Annotated in this window: 11 protein-coding genes, 1 pseudogene and 1 riboswitch; of the genes and pseudogenes, 5 read left to right on the top strand and 7 right to left on the bottom strand. The window is 62.8% G+C overall.

The genetic code is table 11. The annotated features are described in order from the left end of the window. Positions 1–18: 18 nt before the first annotated feature. Positions 19–1665 (bottom strand): glucose-6-phosphate isomerase, encoded by a 1647-nt coding sequence (pgi, locus tag ACSBQS_RS16740; protein WP_033644392.1) that lies wholly within the window; start codon positions 1663–1665, stop codon positions 19–21. Between the two features lie 229 nt (positions 1666–1894). On the opposite strand from pgi, the gene ACSBQS_RS16735 reads away from it, so the two are divergent. The 5 genes from ACSBQS_RS16735 to ACSBQS_RS16715 all read left to right on the top strand — a co-directional run bounded on the left by ACSBQS_RS16735 (position 1895) and on the right by ACSBQS_RS16715 (position 13423). After that, on the top strand, positions 1895–3703 hold the full coding sequence (locus ACSBQS_RS16735; protein WP_004936687.1) for a cation:proton antiporter: 1809 nt from the start codon (positions 1895–1897) through the stop codon (positions 3701–3703). Positions 3704–3755: 52 nt separating this feature from the next. Beyond that, positions 3756–3950, top strand: a riboswitch (Lysine riboswitch). Positions 3951–4058: 108 nt separating this feature from the next. After that, entirely contained in the window at positions 4059–5426 is a 1368-nt protein-coding gene (gene lysC, locus ACSBQS_RS16730; RefSeq protein WP_042785471.1) for a lysine-sensitive aspartokinase 3, read from the top strand. Between the two features lie 143 nt (positions 5427–5569). After that, entirely contained in the window at positions 5570–6487 is a 918-nt protein-coding gene (panS, locus tag ACSBQS_RS16725) for a ketopantoate/pantoate/pantothenate transporter PanS (protein WP_033651203.1), read from the top strand. A 385-nt stretch (positions 6488–6872) separates the two neighbouring features. Beyond that, entirely contained in the window at positions 6873–8552 is a 1680-nt protein-coding gene (locus ACSBQS_RS16720) for a ShlB/FhaC/HecB family hemolysin secretion/activation protein (RefSeq protein WP_033644387.1), read from the top strand. Positions 8553–8596: 44 nt separating this feature from the next. Further along, complete coding sequence (locus ACSBQS_RS16715) at positions 8597–13423, top strand: hemagglutinin repeat-containing protein (RefSeq protein WP_434991240.1); 4827 nt, start codon at positions 8597–8599, stop codon at positions 13421–13423. A 47-nt stretch (positions 13424–13470) separates the two neighbouring features. Here the strand turns inward: ACSBQS_RS16715 and ACSBQS_RS16710 are convergent, their stop codons facing one another. The 6 genes and pseudogenes from ACSBQS_RS16710 to ACSBQS_RS16685 all read right to left on the bottom strand — a co-directional run. Further along, positions 13471–15120, bottom strand: coding sequence for a Na/Pi cotransporter family protein (locus tag ACSBQS_RS16710; protein ID WP_033644385.1), 1650 nt, complete (start codon positions 15118–15120; stop codon positions 13471–13473). Between the two features lie 207 nt (positions 15121–15327). Further along, positions 15328–16320 carry an ABC transporter ATP-binding protein gene (locus ACSBQS_RS16705; protein WP_033651200.1) on the bottom strand — a complete coding sequence of 331 codons (993 nt, stop codon included), beginning with the start codon at positions 16318–16320 and terminating at the stop codon, positions 15328–15330. 4 nt (positions 16321–16324) lie between these two features. Then, positions 16325–17110, bottom strand: a complete 786-nt coding sequence (locus ACSBQS_RS16700) for an ABC transporter permease (RefSeq protein ID WP_033644383.1) — start codon at positions 17108–17110, stop codon at positions 16325–16327. Between the two features lie 17 nt (positions 17111–17127). Beyond that, a complete protein-coding gene (locus ACSBQS_RS16695) occupies positions 17128–17973 on the bottom strand; it encodes an ABC transporter permease (protein ID WP_099784424.1) in 846 nt (281 codons plus the stop codon). Further along, the gene (locus tag ACSBQS_RS16690; RefSeq protein ID WP_016930299.1) at positions 17970–18779 is read right to left on the bottom strand and encodes an alkaline phosphatase family protein; all 810 of its coding nucleotides are present in this window, start codon (positions 18777–18779) and stop codon (positions 17970–17972) included. Before ACSBQS_RS16690 ends, ACSBQS_RS16695 begins: the two co-directional genes overlap by 4 nt. Before the next feature lie 11 nt (positions 18780–18790). Next, positions 18791–18918: pseudogene (locus ACSBQS_RS16685) on the bottom strand (ABC transporter substrate-binding protein); the annotation flags it as partial.

Below are 18918 nucleotides of genomic sequence, written 5' to 3'. Positions count from 1 at the left end.
TTGGCTCAGATCAGGCGATTAGCGCCATTCCTTGAAGCGGTTGATCAGCGCATTGGTCGAGCTGTCGTGGCTGCTGATTTTCTCGCTGCCCGCCAGTTCCGGCAGGATGCGGTTGGCCAGCTGTTTGCCCAACTCCACGCCCCACTGATCGAAGGTGAAGATGTTCAGGATTGCGCCCTGGGTGAAAATCTTGTGCTCATACAGCGCAATCAGGCTGCCCAGGCTGAACGGGGTGATTTCACGCAGCAGGATCGAGTTGGTCGGACGGTTGCCTTCAAACACTTTGAACGGCGCCACGTGTTTGACCTGCTCAGGGGTTTTACCCTGCGCCGCGAACTCGGCTTCCACCGTCTCCAGCGACTTGCCGAACGCCAGCGCTTCGGTCTGGGCGAAGAAGTTGGACAGCAGTTTGGCGTGGTGATCGCCCAGTGGGTTATGGCTGATGGCCGGCGCGATGAAATCGCACGGCACCAGCTTGGTGCCCTGGTGGATCAGTTGGTAGAACGCGTGCTGACCGTTAGTGCCCGGCTCGCCCCAGATGATCGGGCCGGTCTGGTAATCCACCGGATTGCCGTTGCGATCGACATACTTGCCGTTGGATTCCATGTTGCCCTGCTGGAAGTAAGCGGCAAAACGGTGCATGTACTGATCGTACGGCAGAATGGCTTCGGTTTCGGCGCCGAAGAAGTTGTTGTACCAAATACCGATCAGCGCCAGCAGCACCGGCAGGTTTTTCTCCGCCGGCGTTTCGGCGAAGTGCTTATCCATGGCGTGCGCGCCGCTCAGCAGCTGCTCGAAGTTGTCGTAACCGATGGACAACGCGATCGACAGACCGATCGCCGACCACAGCGAGTAACGGCCGCCGACCCAGTCCCAGAATTCGAACATGTTGTCGGTATCGATGCCGAACTCGGCCACCGCTTTGCCGTTGGTGGACAACGCAGCGAAGTGCTTGGCCACGTGTTGTTGATCGACGGCACTGCTCAGGAACCAGTCGCGCGCGCTGTGGGCGTTGGTCATGGTTTCCTGAGTGGTGAAGGTTTTGGACGCCACCAGGAACAGCGTGGTTTCCGGGTTCAGCGGCTGCAGCGTTTCGGCGATGTGGGTGCCGTCAACGTTGGAGACGAAGTGCATGTTCAGGTGGTTTTTATAAGGGCGCAGCGCTTCGGTCACCATGTAAGGGCCGAGATCCGAACCGCCGATGCCGATGTTCACCACGTCGGTGATCGGCTTGCCGGTGTAGCCTTTCCACTCGCCGCCGATGACGCGCGCGCAGAACTGTTTGATCTTGGCCAGCACCGCGTTCACTTCCGGCATCACGTCTTTGCCGTCGACCAGGATCGGGCTGTTGCTGCGGTTGCGCAGGGCAATGTGCAGCACCGCGCGATCTTCGGTGCGGTTGATCTTCTCACCGGCGAACATCGATTTGATGGCGCCTTGCAGATCGGTTTCTTTCGCCAACGCCTGCAGCTTCTCCAGGGTTTCCTGCGTGATGCGGTTCTTGGAATAGTCCACCAACATTTGATCGTTGAAGGTCGCGGAGAACCTGGAGAAACGATCGCTGTCCTCGGCGAACAGGTCGGCGATCCGTACGTCTTTCATCTGTGCATAATGTTGCTGCAGGGCTTGCCAAGCAGCGGTTTGACTAGGATTGATATTTTTCATAGCAACACTCTTAGGCTTGAGAATAAAAATGACGCGTTTGTCCGATTGTAGCCTGTTCGACTGTGATTATGATCGCTTTTCTTGCGATAGGCGCTAACTGTCAACGCATTGCCGCCTCGTTTCAGCTTTCACTCTATACTTTTGGCTAACGGCCTGTTATCGGGGTTGCCGAATTGTCATCAGGCTGTGTCATCGTCGCTTATTTCGTCATTTGAAAGGGATCTCGCTTATGGAATTATCCGCCCCACTCATGTTGGTGCTTATCGGCCTGGCGTCGCTGCTGGCGCAGTGGCTGGCCTGGCTGCTGCGCCTGCCGGCCATCTTGCCGCTGCTGCTGTTCGGCATCGTGCTCGGCCCGACGGTGCATCTGGTGCAGCCGGATCTGCTGTTTGGCGATCTGCTGTTTCCGCTGGTGTCGCTGTCGGTGGCGATCATCCTGTTCGAAGGGGCGCTGACGCTGCGTTTCGAGGAAATTCGCGGCCTTGGCGGCGTGGTGCGCAATCTGGTCACCGTCGGCATGCTGGTCACCTTTCTGGTCATCAGCCTCGCCAGCTGGTGGCTGCTGGATTTCCCGCCGGAGCTGGCGGCGTTGATCGGCGCGGTGACGGTGGTGACCGGGCCGACGGTGATCGCCCCGCTGATGCGCGTCGTGCGGCCGAACGCCAATATCAACCAGGTGCTGCGCTGGGAAGGGATCGTCATCGATCCGGTCGGCGCCATCTTCACCCTGCTGGTGTTCGAGTTCATCGTGCTGAAGCAGAATGCGGAATCCTATACCCACCTGTTTTGGACGCTGGGCGTGACCGCCGCCGTCGGCCTGATCGCCGGCGCGCTGTTCGGCTACCTGCTGGGCCTGGCGCTGCGCCGCGTCTGGCTGCCGCGCTACCTGCAGAACCTGGCGGTGCTGGCGATCATGCTGACCGCCTTCGGCGTTTCCAACGCCATCGCCGACGAATCCGGTTTGCTGACCGTCACGGTCATGGGCATCTGGCTGGCCAACATGCGCGACGTGGACACCAGCGATATTCTGGCGTTCAAAGAGGAGCTGTCGGCGATCCTGATCTCGGCGCTGTTCATCATTCTGGCGGCGCGGCTCGACATCCAGGCGCTGTGGAACATGGGCTGGCCGCTGCTGCTGCTGCTGCTGGCGGTGCAGTTCATCGCCCGGCCGCTGTGCATCGCGGTGTCGACCTGGCGCTCTTCCCTGCACTGGCGCGATCGGCTGCTGCTGTGCTGGATCGCCCCGCGCGGCATCGTCGCCGCGGCGGTCAGCTCGCTGTTCGCGCTGACGCTGCAGCGCAGTGGCTATCAGGGCGCCGACCGGCTGGTGACCGTGGTGTTCGCCATCATCATCGGCACCGTGGTGTTGCAAAGCCTGACCAGCGGCATGATGGCGCGCTGGCTGCGGGTGCAGCAGCAGAAACCGCGCGGCGTGCTGATCGTCGGCGCCAACAGCGTGGCGCGCATGCTGGCGCAGGCGCTGATCAAGCTGAACGTGCCGGTGATCGTCACCGACAGCAGCTGGGAATACTACCGTCAGGCGCGCATGGACGGCATTCCGGCCTACTATGGCCACGCCTACTCCGAACACGCCGAGAACTATCTCGATCTGAGCAATATCGCCCAGGTGCTGGCGCTGTCGCCCAATCGTCACCAAAACGCGCTGGCCGTCTATCACTTCGGCCACCTCTTCGGCGAGGATCACGTGTTCGCCATTCGTTCGGGGGCGCCGTTGAAAGGGCGCGGCGCCAGCGCGGAAAGTTCGCGTTTCCGCCGGCACGAAATTTTATTTAATCAGGAAGCCACCTACGGCCGTCTGAGCAGCCTGCTCGCCAGGGGGGCCACCATCAAAGCGACCAAATTGAACGAAAATTTCGGTTGGTTGGAGTATTTGGAAAAACATCAGGGCGTTATCCCGTTATTCAGCCAAAAGGAAGACGGTTCTCTGCAACCGATTGGCGCCGGTTCCACGCCTGCGATGCCCTGTACGCTTATCGCGCTGGTGCAAGATGAAAATCCCTCACCGTCTGTACGTTGACAGAATGACGATAACCGGCTATTCCTAACAGCCTACTTGCGCACCCGGTGCGCAAGCCAGAAGAGGCGCGTCGCCCAGGTAGAGTGTCAGAGGAGCCGTTTCTCCGTTGACGGCACCCGAGGGGGAGCGACGCCGAGGTAGGGTAATGGCCGGCCATTATCGTATCGACTACAGGGGCTGAATCCCCTGGGTTGTCACCAGGGGATCGCCCGCAGGGCGATCGACAAGGTGGGGCGCTTCTGGGTGTATCGTAGCCTGACCTCTACGCCTGCCCCCTGTTTACCGCTCTCCCCTTGTGCCAAGGCTATGGAATTACAGTGCCCCCAAACGGGCATCCCTGACACGAGGTTTCTACATGAACCAAGCAGTACCCCAGAATTCCACCGTGGTAGCCAAGTTCGGCGGCACCAGCGTCGCCGACTTTGAAGCCATGAACCGCAGCGCCGACGTCGTGCTGGCCAACCCGCAGGTCCGCCTGGTGGTGTTGTCCGCCTCGGCGGGCGTCACCAACCTGTTGGTCGCCCTGGCCGAAGGTTGCGAGGCCGAGAAGCGCAACTACCAGCTTGATGAAATTCGTCGCATCCAGTACGCCATCCTCGATCGCCTCGCGGCACCTGCGGTGATCCGCGACGAGATAGACCGCCTGCTGGAAAACATCGCCATGCTGTCGGAGGCCGCGTCGCTGGCCACCTCGACGGCGTTGACCGACGAGCTGGTCAGCCATGGGGAGCTGATGTCCACCCTGCTGTTCGTTGAAATCCTGCGCGCCCGCAACGTGCAGGCCGAATGGTTCGACGTGCGTAAAGTGATGCGCACCGACGATCACTTCGGCCGCGCCGTGCCGGACAGCGCCGCGCTCAGCGAACTGGCGCAGGCGCAGTTGCGGCCGCGTCTGCAAGAGGCGCTGGTGGTCACCCAGGGCTTTATCGGCAGCGAACCGAAAGGCCGCACCACCACGCTCGGCCGCGGCGGCAGCGACTATACCGCCGCGCTGCTCGGCGAGGCGCTCGGCGTCGGCCGGGTGGATATCTGGACCGACGTGCCGGGCATCTACACCACCGATCCGCGCGTGGTGCCGGCGGCCAAGCGCATCGATAAAATCGGTTTCGAAGAGGCGGCGGAAATGGCCACCTTCGGCGCCAAAGTGCTGCATCCGGCCACCCTGCTGCCGGCAGTGCGCAGCGACATTCCGGTGTTCGTCGGCTCCAGCAAGGATCCGGCGGCCGGCGGCACGCTGGTGTGCAACACCACCGAGAACCCGCCGCTGTTCCGCGCGCTGGCGCTGCGACGCAAGCAAACGCTGCTGACGCTGCACAGCCTGAACATGTTGCACGCGCGCGGCTTCCTAGCCGAGGTGTTCAACATTCTGGCGCGCCACAATATCTCCGTCGATCTGATCACCACCTCGGAAGTCAGCATCGCGCTGACCATGGATACCACCGGCGCCACCTCCGTCGGCGGCAGCCTGCTGACTACCTCGCTGTTGACCGAGCTGTCGTCGCTGTGCCGGGTGGAAGTGGAAGAAAACCTGGCGCTGGTGGCGATCATCGGCAACCAGCTGTCGCGGGCCTGCGGCGTGGGCAAAGAGGTGTTCGGCGTGCTCGATCCGTTCAACATCCGCCTGATCTGCTACGGCGCCAGCAGCTATAACCTGTGCTTCCTGGTGCCGGGCGAAGAAGCCGAGCAGGTGGTGCGCACCCTGCACCACAACCTGTTCGAATAAGTCATTATCCCTGATTGCGGGCGCAGCATGCTGCGCCCCTGCGTCTAAAAAATCCGTTCAAAACCGGCAGGGGTTCAGCTTGTTGAACCCGCAAAAAAACACAACCACACCCACCGTTCTCAATCTGGCTAAGGAAAACCTGCATGCTGGCAATACTCACGCGCTTATTCCCCCTGTGGGCGATACTGCTGTCCGTCGCCGCCTATTACACGCCGAGCACCTTTACCGGCATCGGCCCCTACGTCAGCCCGCTGCTGATGCTGATCATGTTCGCCATGGGCGTCACGCTGCGGCTCGACGACTTCAAACGCGTGCTGGCGCGCCCCGGCCCGGTGGCGGCAGGCATCTTCCTGCATTATCTGATCATGCCGCTGGCGGCCTGGATCCTGGCGATGCTGTTCCGCATGCCGCCGGATCTGTCCGCCGGCATGGTGCTGGTGGGCAGCGTGGCCAGCGGCACCGCGTCCAACGTGATGATCTACCTGGCCAAGGGGGACGTGGCGCTGTCGGTGACCATCTCGGCAGTTTCGACGCTGGTGGGGGTGTTCGCCACGCCGCTGTTGACCCGCCTGTACGTCGATGCCGAAATCAGCGTCGATATCATGGGCATGCTGCTCAGCATCCTGCAGATCGTGGTGATCCCGATCGGCCTGGGCCTGATCGTCCACCATACCCTGACCAAAACGGTGAAGCGCATTGAGCCGCTGCTGCCGGCGCTGTCGATGGTGTGCATCCTGGCGATCATCAGCGCGGTGGTGGCGGGCAGCCAAAGCCACATCGCCTCGGTCGGCCTGGTGGTGATCGTCGCGGTGATCCTGCACAACGGCATCGGTCTGTTGAGCGGCTACTGGGGCGGCAAGCTGTTCGGCTTCGACGAATCCACCTGCCGCACGCTGGCGATTGAAGTCGGCATGCAGAACTCCGGGCTGGCGGCCACGCTGGGCAAAATCTACTTCTCGCCGCTGGCCGCGCTGCCGGGCGCGCTGTTCTCGGTCTGGCACAATCTCTCCGGCTCGCTGCTGGCGGGTTATTGGTCCGGCCGCCCCATCAAGAAAAAATAAACCGCCTGCGGGGACGCAAACAATTGCGTCCCCGTTCTTCTCTGCGAAATTTCGTATTTCCCACTGGTCGGATTGTCATAATTCCCCCCATCCTCTATCATCCGTGAAAAATAAAAATTCAGATTCTTCCTATCCATGCCGATAATGTTGGCAAGGGGGAGAGATGCTCCACTTTTTTTAATTAATTAAGTCACCAGGGTTGCCCGCCAAAAAAGAAGCAGCCTAATTATTATTTAGATCTATACCCACCGTCTTATTTGCTGCGGCAAATCGAGATACCTCGCAATGTGCATGTCGCTCATTATTTCGGGCCGGCCGTCGGTCGCCCGTGGTTAACCTCATGGATTGGGCTGGCTGCCCCGGCAGCCTCTCATAATGGATTACAATGATAAAAAAAATCACCGCCTTGATGCTGCTGGTCAGCACGGCCCTTTCCGCTGAAACCCTGCCGGATGCCCACATGATGCGGGATATGTCGATGGGGGAATCACGCCGCGCGCTGCAAGACAGCACGCGTGAAGTCAACCAGCTGATTGAACAGCGCCGCTATCAGCAACTGAAGCAACAGCGCCTGCTGGCGGAACCGGAACCGGCCGCGCCCGCCCTGCCGCAATCCGCGCAGTGCCTGCCGATCGCCGGCGTTTACCTGCAAGGCATTACCCTGCTCTCGCCGGCCGATTTGTCGGCCCTGAGCGCGCTGCCGGAAAACTGCATCAGCAGCAACGATATCAATCGCCTGACCCGCGAATTAACGCGCCTTTATGTGCAAAAAGGCTATATCACCGCGCGCGTGCAAATTGTTCGCCCTAATTCGCAGGGGGAATTGGGGCTGAGCGTGACCGAAGGATTTATCGAGAAAATAGAAGGCGGCGATCGCTGGGTCAACAGCCGATTATTATTTCCTGGGCTGGAAGGCAAGCCGCTGAAATTAACCGAACTCGATCAAGGATTGGATCAGGCCAATCGTTTGCAATCGAATACCACCAAGCTGGATATATTACCCGGCCGCCAGGTTGGCGGTTCGGTCATTCGTTTGCGCAATCAGCACGCCAAGCCCTGGCTGATTACCGCCGGCACGGATAATTACGGTCAGAAAAGCACCGGCCAGTGGCTGGCGCGCGCCACCGCCACGCTGGACAGCCCGTTCGGCCTGTCGGACTTCGTCAGCCTGAACGCCAACAGCACGCTGGAAAACCCGGCTCACCGCTACAACCGCGCCTACACCCTGCTCTATTCGCTGCCGTACGGCGCGTTCACCTTCAGCGGGTTCGCCAGCTTCTCGTCCTATGAGAACCACCAGCAGCTGCCGCACAACGTGGTCAAACTGCACGGTCAGACTCAACAGTACGGGCTGCGCAGCGACTACGTGTTTTATCGCGACCACGATCAGATAGACAGCCTGAGCGGCCAGTTGACCTACAAGCGCATCGACAACTACTTCGAAAGCGTGCGTCTTGAGGTCAGCAGCCCAACGCTGACCCTGGCCGAGCTGAGCGCCAGCCACCTGCAAATTCTGCCCCATGGGGTATTCAGCGCCAACCTCAGCGTCGAGCAGGGCCTGCCCTGGCTGGGCGCCGATCGCCACCCGAGTTCGGTGCACCTCGACAGCCAGTTCACCAAGGGCAAGCTGTTCGCCAACCTGAGCCAGCGCCTCAAGCTGGGTGACGCCACCTATCAGCTCAACAACCTGTTCTACGGCCAATACAGCCGCGACCCGCTGCCCGGCGTGGAGTGGCTTAGCCTTACCGATCGCAGCGCCGTGCGCGGCTTCAGCCGCAGCACCCAGTCCGGCGACAACGGCTGGTATCTGCAGAACACGCTGTCGCGCAGCTTCAATTTAGGTGCCGCCACGCTGACGCCGCGCCTTGGCGCCGACGTCGGCCGCATTCTGCCGCGTCAGGACAACTCGGGCTGGCGCAGCAGCGCCGGGGTGAGCAGCGGCGCCACGTTACGCTACCGGCAGGCGCTGGTCGATCTGGAGGTCAGCCGCGGCTGGATTTTGTCGAACCACGCCACGCCTGAAGATCCCGTTCAGGTGCTGGCGCGCTTTTCTTACACCTTTTAATCAGCAGTTTGCAGGACCCCACGGCAATATACGGAGATACATGGATGAAAAATAATAACTTCAGACTTTCGGCGGCAGGCAAACTGGCCGCCGCGCTGGCGATAATTCTCGCCGCTTCCGCCGGCGCCTACGCCGGTGAGATCGTCGCGGCCAACGGCGCCAACGGCCCCGGCGTTTCCACCGCCGCCACCGGCGCCCAGGTGGTCGACATCGTCGCGCCGAACGGCAACGGGCTGTCGCATAACCAATATCAGGACTTCAACGTCAACCAGCCCGGCGCGGTGCTGAACAACTCCCGCGAGGCGGGGCTGTCGCAGCTGGCCGGCCAACTGGGCGCCAACCCCAATCTGGGCGGGCGCGAAGCCAGCGTGATCCTCAATGAAGTGATCGGCCGCAATCCGTCGCTGCTGCACGGCCAGCAAGAGATCTTCGGCATGGCGGCCGACTACGTGCTGGCCAACCCGAACGGCATCAGTTGCCAGGGCTGCGGGTTCATCAACACCAGCCGCTCCTCGCTGGTGGTCGGCAACCCGCTGGTGGAAAACGGCCTGCTGCAGGGCTACAGCACTCTGGGCAACCGCAATACCCTGAGCCTCAACGGCACCCTGAACGCCGGCGGCGTGCTGGATTTGATCGCGCCGAAGATAGACAGCCGCGGCGACGTCATCGTACAAGACTTCACCCACCGCAACGGCAAAGTGACGCCGGCGGCGATCAACGCCATCAGCGGCCTTAACCGCGTGGCGCGCGACGGCAAGGTGCTGGCCAGCGAGCAACCGACGACCGCGCTGGACAGCTACTACCTCGGCAGCATGCAGGCCGGGCGCATCAACATCATCAACACCGCGCAAGGCAGCGGCGTGAAGCTGGCCGGCAAGCTGGCCGCCGGCAACGAGCTCAAGGTGAAAGCCTATGATATCCGCAGCGAAAGCCGCGTCGACGACGCCGGCAGCAACCGCAACGGCGGCGACAACTACCAGAACTACCGCGGCGGCATCTACGTCAACGATCGCAGCAGCAGCCAGAAGCTGACCCGCACCGAGCTGAAAGGCAAGAACATCAGCCTGGTGGCGGATAATCACGCGCACCTTACCGCCACCGATATTCGCGGCGAAGACATTACCCTGCAGGGCGGCAAGCTGACGCTCGACGGCCAACAGCTGAAGCAAACCCAAGGTCACACCGACAACCGCTGGTTCTACTCCTGGCAATACGACGTCACCCGCGAGCGCGAGCAGCAGCAGCAGGCGGGCAGCACCGTCGCCGCCAGCGGCAACGCCAAACTCGTCAGCACCCGGGAAGACGTGACGCTGCTGGGCGCCAACGTCAGCGCCGACCGGGCGTTGAGCGTCAAAGCGGCGCGCGACGCGCACCTCGCCGGGCTGGTGGAGAAGGATAAGTCCAGCGAACGCGGCTACCAGCGCAACCACACCTCCAGCCTGCGCACCGGCAGTTGGAGCAGCAGCGACGAAAGCGAAAGCCTGAAGGCCAGCGAACTGCGCAGCCAGGGCGAACTGACGTTGAAAGCCGGCCGCAATGTCGCAACCCAGGGCGCCAGGGTCCACGCCCAGCGCGATCTGACGATCGACGCAGACAACCAGATCCAGATCGGGGTGCAGAAAACCGCCAACGCCAAAGCGGTGCGCGATGACAAAACCTCCTGGGGCGGCATCGGCGGCGGCGACAACAAGAACAACAGCAACCGCCGCGAAGTCAGCCACGCTTCCGAACTGACCAGCGGCGGCACCCTGCGCCTGAACGGCCAGCAGGGCGTCACCATCACCGGCAGCAAGGCGCGCGGCCAGAAAGGTGGCGAAGTCACCGCCACCCACGGCGGCCTGCGCATCGACAACGCGCTGAGCACCACCGTGGACAAAATCGACGCGCGCACCGGCACCGTGTTCAACATCACCAGCAGCTCGCACAAGGCAGACAACAGCTACCAGAGCAGTACCGCCAGCGAACTGAAGTCCGACACCAACCTGAAGCTGGTCAGCCGTAAGGATACCGACGTGATCGGCAGCCAGGTCGCCAGCGGCGGCGAACTGAACGTCACCTCACAGACCGGCAACATCAACGTCAAGGCCGCCGAGCAGCAGCAGAACATCGACGAGCAGAAGACCGCGCTTACCGTCAACGGCTACGCCAAAGAAGCCGGCGACAAGCAATACCGCGCCGGTGTACGCATCGAACACACCCGCGACAGCGAGAAAACTACCCGCACCGAGAATCGTGGCGCCACCCTCAGCGGCGGCAGCGTGAAGCTCGAAGCGGATAAGGACGTGACCTTCAGCGGCTCCAAATTGGTCGCCGACAAAGGCGACGCCAGCGTCAGCGGCAATAAGGTTTCGTTCCTGGCGGCCGACGACAAAACCACCTCGAACACCGAGCAGACCAAGGTCGGCGGCGGTTTCTACTACACCGGCGGCATCGACAAGCTCGGCAGCGGCGTAGAGGCCGGTTACGAGAACAGCAAAACGCAGGCGCAGAGCAGCAAGGCAGTCACCTCCGGCAGCGACGTCAAAGGCAACCTGACTGTCAACGCCCGTGACAAATTGACCCAGCAAGGCGCGCAACACAGCGTCGGCGGCGCCTATCAAGAAAACGCCGCGGGCGTCGATCATCTGGCCGCCGCCGACACCACCAGCAGCACCACCACCAAAACCGACGTCGGCGTGAACATCGGCGCCAACGTCGATTACAGCGCCGTCACTCGTCCGGTCGAGCGTGCGGTCGGCAAGGCGGCCAAGCTGGACGCCACCGGCGTCATCAACGACATCGGCGGCATCGGCGCGCCTAACGTCGGCCTGGATATCGGCGCACAGGGCGGCAGCAGCGAAAAACGCAGCAGCAGCTCGCAGGCGGTGGTCAGCTCGGTGAAAGCCGGCAGCATCGACATCAACGCCAAAGGCGAAGTGCGCGATCAGGGCACGCAATATCAAGCTGACAAAGGCGCGGTCACGCTGACGGCGGACAGCCACCGCAGCGAAGCCGCGGCGAACCGTCAGGACGAGCAGAGCCGCGACACCCGCGGCAGCGCCGGCGTGCGCGTCTACACCACCACCGGCAGCGATCTGACCGTGGACGCCAAGGGCGAAGGCGGCACTCAGCGCAGCAACAGCAGCGCGAGCCAGGCGGTGACCGGCTCGATCGACGCGGCCAACGGCATCAACGTCAACGTGAAAAAAGACGCGGTCTATCAGGGCACCGCGCTGAACGGGGGCAGCGGTAAAACCGCCGTCAACGCCGGCGGCGATATCCGTCTTGATCAGGCCAGCGACAAACAGAGCGAAAGCCACAGCGGCTTTAACGTCAAAGCCTCCGCCAAGGGCGGTTTCACCGCCGACAGTAAAAACTTCGGCGCCGGGTTCGGCGGCGGCACCCATAACGGCGAAAGCAGCAGCAGCACCGCGCAGGTCGGCAACGTCAGCGGCCAACAGGGCGTTGAGCTGAAGGCGGGCCGCGATCTGACGCTGCAGGGCACCGACGTCAAGAGCCGGGGCGACGTCACTCTGAGCGCGGGCAATCAGGTCGCGCTGCGGGCGGCGGAATCGACCCAAACGCGTAAGGAGAGCAAGCTGTCCGGCAATATCGATCTGGGCGCCGGCAGCAGCGACAGCAAGGAAAAAACCGGCGGCAGCCTCTCCGCCGGCGTCGCATTCGACATCGCCAAGGTGAATGAGTCCGCGACAGAACGCCAGGGCGCCACTATCGCCTCAGACGGCAAGGTCACCCTGTCCGCCAACGGCAAAGGCGATGACGCGCTGCATCTGCAGGGTGCCAAAGTCAGCGGCGGCAGCGCCGCGCTCGAGGCGAAAAACGGCGGCATCCTGCTGGAGTCCGCCAAAAACGAGCAGCATAAGGACAACTGGAATCTGGGCATCAAAGCCAACGCCAGAGGCGGCCAAACGTTCAACAAGGACGCCGGCGGCAAGATCGATCCGAACACCGGCAAAGACACCCATACGCTGGGGGCCGGTCTGAAGGTCGGCGTGGAACAGCAGGATAAAACCACCCACGCCAACGCCGGCATCACCGCGGGCGACGTGGCGATCAACAGCGGCAAGGACACCCGTCTCGCCGGGGCGCGCGTCGATGCCGACAGCGTCCAGGGCAAGGTGGGCGGCGATCTGCGCATTGAAAGCCGCAAAGACGTTGAGAAAGGCGTGAAGGTGGATGTGGATGCCGGCCTGAGCCACAGCAACGATCCGGGCAGCAGCGTCACCTCCAAGCTGTCGAAGGTGGGCACGCCGCGCTACGCCGGTAAGGTGAAAGAGAAACTGGAGGCCGGGGTAAACAAAGTGGCCGACGCCACCACCGACAAGTACAACAGCGTGGCGCGTCGCCTCGATCCGCAGCAGGACACCACCGGCGCGGTCAGCTTCAGCAAGGCCGACGGCAAAGTCACGCTGCCGGCAACGCCGGCCGGTGAAAAACCGCAAGGCCCGCTGTGGGATCGCGGCGCACGCACCGTCGGCGGCGCGGTGAAAGACAGCATCACCGGCCCGGCCGGTCGCCAGGGGCACCTCAAGGTCAATGCCGACGTGGTGAACAACAACGCGGTTGGCGAGCAGTCGGCGATTACCGGCAAGAACGGCGTGGCGCTGCAGGTCGGCGGCCAAACCCAACTGACCGGCGGCGAGATCCGCAGCCAGCAGGGCAAGGTGGAACTGGGCGGCGGCAAGGTCAGCCAGCAGGACGTCAGCGGCCAGCGCTATCAGGGCGGCGGCCGCGTCGATGCGGCCGCCACGATCGGCGGGCTGCTAGGCGGCGCGGCGAAGCAAAGCGTTGACGGCAACGTACCGTTCGCCAGCGGCCATGCTTCAACTCAGCAAGCGGACGCCAAAGCCGGGGTGTTCAGCGGCAAATAACACGCCCCCCAACGCAACGCCCCCGGTTAAAACCGGGGGCGTTTTTTTTACAGCGTGCTCGGGGTGTCTTCCCAGTCGCGATCGTCGTCCTTGGCATCCTGATCCAACACGTTGTAAGCCACGGCGCAGAACAGCGAGTTCAGGCGCTTCATGTCCCCCAACAATCCCAAATGCAACGAACTGGTCTCGATGCTCTGCACGTTTTGCTGGTGCAAACGATCGACGTGCGCGTGCGCGTAGCGGCGATCCAGAATGCGGAAACGGTGCTTGGAACGGCGCAGGCGCTTGGCGCTGGTGACGTCGCCGGACAGGAACACCGACAGCCCCAGGCGCAGATTGCCGATCAGCCGTTCGTGCAGTCCGTCCAGCTCCGCCAACCCTTCCGCCGAGAAAGCGCGGCGCGCGGCGTGCGACTTGGCGCCCACATCGCCGGCCATGCGCTCGATGATGTCGCCCGCCTGTTCCAGGTTGAGCGCCATTTCGATGATCTCCGCCCAGCGGCGCGAGTCTTCCTCGCCCAGATCTTCCTTCTGGATCTGCGCCAGATACAGCTTGATGGCGGTGTACAGCACGTCGACGTCATCGTCGAGGCGCCGCACCTCTTTATCGACCCCCTGCTTACCGTGCAGCACCTCACGTTGCAGGATCATCATGTGTTCCACCACGTCGCCCATGCGCAGCGTTTCGCGCGCCGCGTTGGCCAACGCCAGCGTCGGCGTGTCCAGCGCGCTGGCGTCCAGATGGCGCGGCCGCATGCGCGGATCGTCAGCCGCTTCGTCGACGATCAGCCGTTCGCACAGCGTCGCCATCGGCCCGGCCAACGGGATCATCACCAGGCAGCGGATCAGGTTGTAGAACACGTGGAAATAGATCACCAGCTCTTCGCTGCCGCCCGGCAGTTGAGCCATCAAATCCGCCAGATAGGAGACGAACGGCAGCACCAGTATGCAGCCCACCAGCTTGAACAGCAGGCTGCCGAGCGCCACGCGCCGCCCCGCGGCGTTCTGGCCGCTGGCGTTGATCATCGCCAGCAGGCCGCTGCCGAGGTTGGCGCCGATCACCAGACAGAGCGCCACCTTCAGCGAAATCACGCCGGATGCGGTCAGGGTGGCGGTCAGCAGCACCGCCGCCAGGCTGGAATAGCTGACGATGGCGAACAGCGCGCCGGTCAGGGCATCCAGCATCACGTCGCCGGTCAGCGACGAGAACAGCACTTTCACCCCGGCCGCCTGGGTGATCGGCGTGGCGGCGGCGACGATCAGCTCCAGCGCCAGCACGATCAGCCCAAGGCCGATCAGGACGCGCCCGATCTGGCCGATCCGCATCTGTTTGCGGCTGAGGAACAGGAAGACGCCGACCAGGATCAGCAGCGGCGACAGCCAGGAAAGATCGAAGGTCAACACGCGCGCCATCAGCGCGGTGCCGACGTCGGCGCCCAGCATGATCACCAGCGCAGGCGCCAGCCCCACCAGCCCCTGCGCGACGAAAGAGGTCACCAGCAGTGCGGTGGCGTTGCTGCTTTGCACCAGCGCGGTCACGCCGATGCCGGAAACGAACGCCAGCGGTTTTTTCTCAACGCTGTCGCTCAACACGCGCCGCAGATTGGCGCCGTAAACCCGCATGATCCCGGTGCGCACGATGTGGGTGCCCCACACCAACAGCGCCACGGACGAAAGCAGGTGAAGAAGGGTCAGCACGGAAGATACGCTCCATTAACGCCCGGCCAAAGGAGGCTGATACCCGATGCTTGTCACGCGACGCAGAGAGGCGAGCCAAAGGATGACGGATACAGCGCGCGGTCCCGCCTGCCGGGCGTGGGTCTGGCAGGACAGCGGGCGGGCGGCAGACCGCAGAAGAGAAGGGTTAATGCGGCGGCGGGAAGGCCCCGGCGCCGCGCTGCGAAGTCATGCAACTTCCCGCAATACAACAGGTTCCAAGTGTAGCCCAATTTCCGCGCCGTCGGGCCGCAGGTCGGCCACCGAACGATTGAGCACGTCAACCAGCAATTCTACCTCGCAAACCTGAATCCGATACCGTACCACATTCCCGAGCAAACTGTGACCCAGGATCACCCCGCCGATCCCCTGTCCGGCCGGCAACAGGCCGATCGATTCGGGGCGGATCGCCACCTTGCCGACATAGCTGCGCCCGGTCAAGCGGCCGGCCTGTTCGGCGCTCAGCAGGTTGTAGTTGCCGATAAACCCGGCGGCGAAGGCATCCGCCGGCTGGGTATACAGGGTTTCCGCATCGCCGCTCTGCACGATCTGCCCCTTATTCATCAGCACGATGCGATCCGACAAGGTCAGCGCCTCTTCCTGATCGTGGGTGACGAAGATCGCCGTCAGGTTCAGCTCGCGCTGAATGCGCCGGATCTGCTCGCGCAGGTGTTTGCGAATACGCGCATCCAGCGCCGACAGCGGTTCGTCGAGCAGCAGCAGACGCGGGCGAGTGACCAGCGATCGCGCCAACGCCACGCGCTGACACTGGCCGCCCGACAACTGATGCGGATAGCGCTTCGCCAGATCGCTCAGCTCCACCAGCGCCAGCGCTTCCTGCACCCGCTGGCCGATCTGCCCGGCCGCCAGCTTCTGCATTTTCAGGCCGAAGGCCACGTTGCCTTCCACCGTCATATTGGGAAACAGCGCATAACTTTGAAACACCATGCCGATGCCGCGCTTTTGCGGCGCCAGCGGCACCAGATCCTGGCCCTGCAGCAAAATTTGCCCGCTGTCGACCGGGGTCAGGCCGGCCAGACAGCGCAGCAGCGTCGATTTGCCGCAGCCGCTAGGCCCCAGCAGGGTGACGAACTCCCCCTCTTCGGCGGTGAAATCGATATCCTGAAACACCTGGGTCTGGCCATAGTGTTTGTTCAGGCGGGTGACGTTGAGATAAGCCATCGGGTTAGCCCTTGTTTTTATTCAGCAGGTTCGCCAGCCAGGTGACGAGCAGCACCACGGCGAAATAGGAGATGACCAGCGCGCTGGTAAAGTGCCCGCTGCCGTTGCGCATATTGAACAGATAGACCTGCAGCGTTTCATACTGGCTGCCCACCAGCAGGTTGGCGAACACGAACTCGCCGATCAGGAACGAAAACGACAGCAGCACGGCGATCGTTCCGCCCTTGCGCAGGTTCGGCAGCACCACCCACAGCGCCGCCTGCCAGGTGCTGGCGCCGAGCAGGTGCGCGGCGTCCATCAGATCGCGCAGGTTGATCGCCTGCATGTTGTTGCTGATGGCGCGGTAGATAAACGGCAGCGCGATGGTGAAATAGCAGCCCACCAAAATCCAGGGGGTGCCGAGCAGCGGCAGCGGATCGGCGGCGAACAGCTGCATCAGCCCCACCGCCGACACCACCGGCGGCACGGCGAACGGCAGCAGGATCAGCACGTTCATCACCGCGTCCAGCTTGGGGAAGTAGTAAGCGATCACAAACATCGCCGGCAGGATCACCACCACCGACAGCAGCAACGTGCCAAAGCAGATCAGCAGCGAGTGCCACAGCGCCAGCAAAAAGCGCGAATCGCTCCACAACGCCGTCAGCCATTTCAGGGTAAAACCGTCCGGCAAAATGGTGGCGCCCCACTGGGTGGCCAGCGCGTAAACCAGCGTCGCCGCCAGCGGCAGCAGCAGAATCAACAGCAGCAGGCCGGTCACCGTGCGGTGGTACAGGCGTTCAACACGCGACATGAGCATTCTCCATCCGATTATGAGCGCGCATTGAGGTAGCTCCTGCGCAGCATCCATTGGTGGATCACCGTGATAAACGCCATCATCGCCACCAGCAGCATCGCCAACGCGCTGGCCAGGTTCGGATCGAGGGAGATGTCCCCCGCCACCAGCGCCGAGATGCGGATCGGGATCACGTTGAAGTTGCCGGTGGTCAGCGCGTACACCGTGGCGTAGGCGCCCAGCGCGTTGGCCAGCAGGATGACGAAGGTGCCCATCAGCGCCGGCGCCAACACCGGCAGGCCGATATGCCGCCAGTAGCGCCAGGGGCCGGCGCCGAGCAGCGCCGCCGACTCGCGCCAATCGGCGCGCAGCGCATCGAACGCCGGATACAGCAACAGCACGCCCAACGGGATCTGGAAGTAGGTATACAGCACGATCAGGCCGCTCTTCGAATAGAGGTTGAAGCTCTCCATCAAACCGTATTTGCGCAGCAGCAGCGTCAGGCAGCCGTTCAACCCCAACAGAATGACGAAGGCGAACGCCAGCGGCACCCCGGCGAAGTTGCTGGTCATGTTGGTGAACGACATCACGAAGTCATGAAAGCGGGTCTGGCCGAGCTGGCGAAGTGAGTAACTGCCCACTAATGCAATCAGCAAGCCGTAGACGCTCGACCACAGCGAGATCTCCAGCGAGAACTGAAAGGCCTGCAGGTAGAACGGCGACGTGAGGATATCGACATAGTTGCCCCATCCCCAGCCGCCGCTCTCGCTGAAAAAGCTGTGAACCGCGATCCACACCAGCGGGGCGATCTGAAACGCGCCGAACAGCACGATAAACGGCAGCAGGCACAGCGCGGCGATCCATTTGGTTTTGCTGTTCATCGCGCATCCTGCGCCAGCAGCGCCCGACAGCGCGGCTTGTCGTGCGGCGCCTGCAGCAGATCGCAGATCGTGCCGCACAGCTCGGTTTGCTGCGGATCGGCGTCGTCCAGGCTGAAGCCCGCGCCGAACACGAACAGCGGCACCTGGCGCTCTTCCGGCAACACCCCGCCGTGGCTGCGATCGTCGTTCATGCCGTGGTCGGCGGTAACCAGCACCTGATAACCGGCCGCCAGCCACTCGGGCAGATAGCGCGACAGCGAGCCGTCGGCGCGGCGCGCCGCGTTGCGGTACTGCGGCGAAGAGAGGCCGAAGCGGTGCCCGGCGTCGTCGATGTTCATCGGGTGGATCAGCAGGAAATCCGGCTGATGACGCTGGCGCAGGCTTTCGGCGTCGTCGAACAGATGGCTGTCGGGATAGCCGTCGTCGTAATAGAAATGGCCGTGCTGAATCGGCAGCTCGGGAGCGTCGGTGTGGCGGTCGCGCGCGGCGTCGAACGGCGTACGGTTATACAATTCGCTGAACCAATGATACGCGGCGGCGGCGGTGGTCAGCCCGGCGGCGCGCGCGTAATGAAACACGCTTTGTTGATGAGAAAGGCGCGAGACGTGGTTGTGCACCACGCCGCTCTCCACCGGCGTGACGCCGGTGAGGATGCATTCATACAGCGGCCGGGAGAGCGAGGGCAACTCGCTCTCCAGCAGGTACAACCGCCCGCGTCCCGCCGCGCATTCGGCCTGCAGATACCCCATGGCGTCGTGCGCCACCCGGTAGTTGAGGCCGTCCAGCAGCACGAGGATCGTTTTCATGGTGCGTTAACTCACTGCTGCATAAACATAATGACGTTTTCCTGCCACAGACGCGGCAGCGCTTTGGCGCTCTGTTCCCAGGCCGCCGGATCGGCGATCGGGTACGCATTCTTGTACTGCTCGGCCGGCAGCAGCTTGG

The sequence above is a fragment of the Serratia sp. H402Y genome (assembly GCF_051172415.1).
Taxonomy (GTDB): domain Bacteria; phylum Pseudomonadota; class Gammaproteobacteria; order Enterobacterales; family Enterobacteriaceae; genus Serratia; species Serratia ureilytica.
Note: the sequence above shows the minus strand (reverse complement) of the source record. Positions and strands in the feature narration are given on the sequence as shown.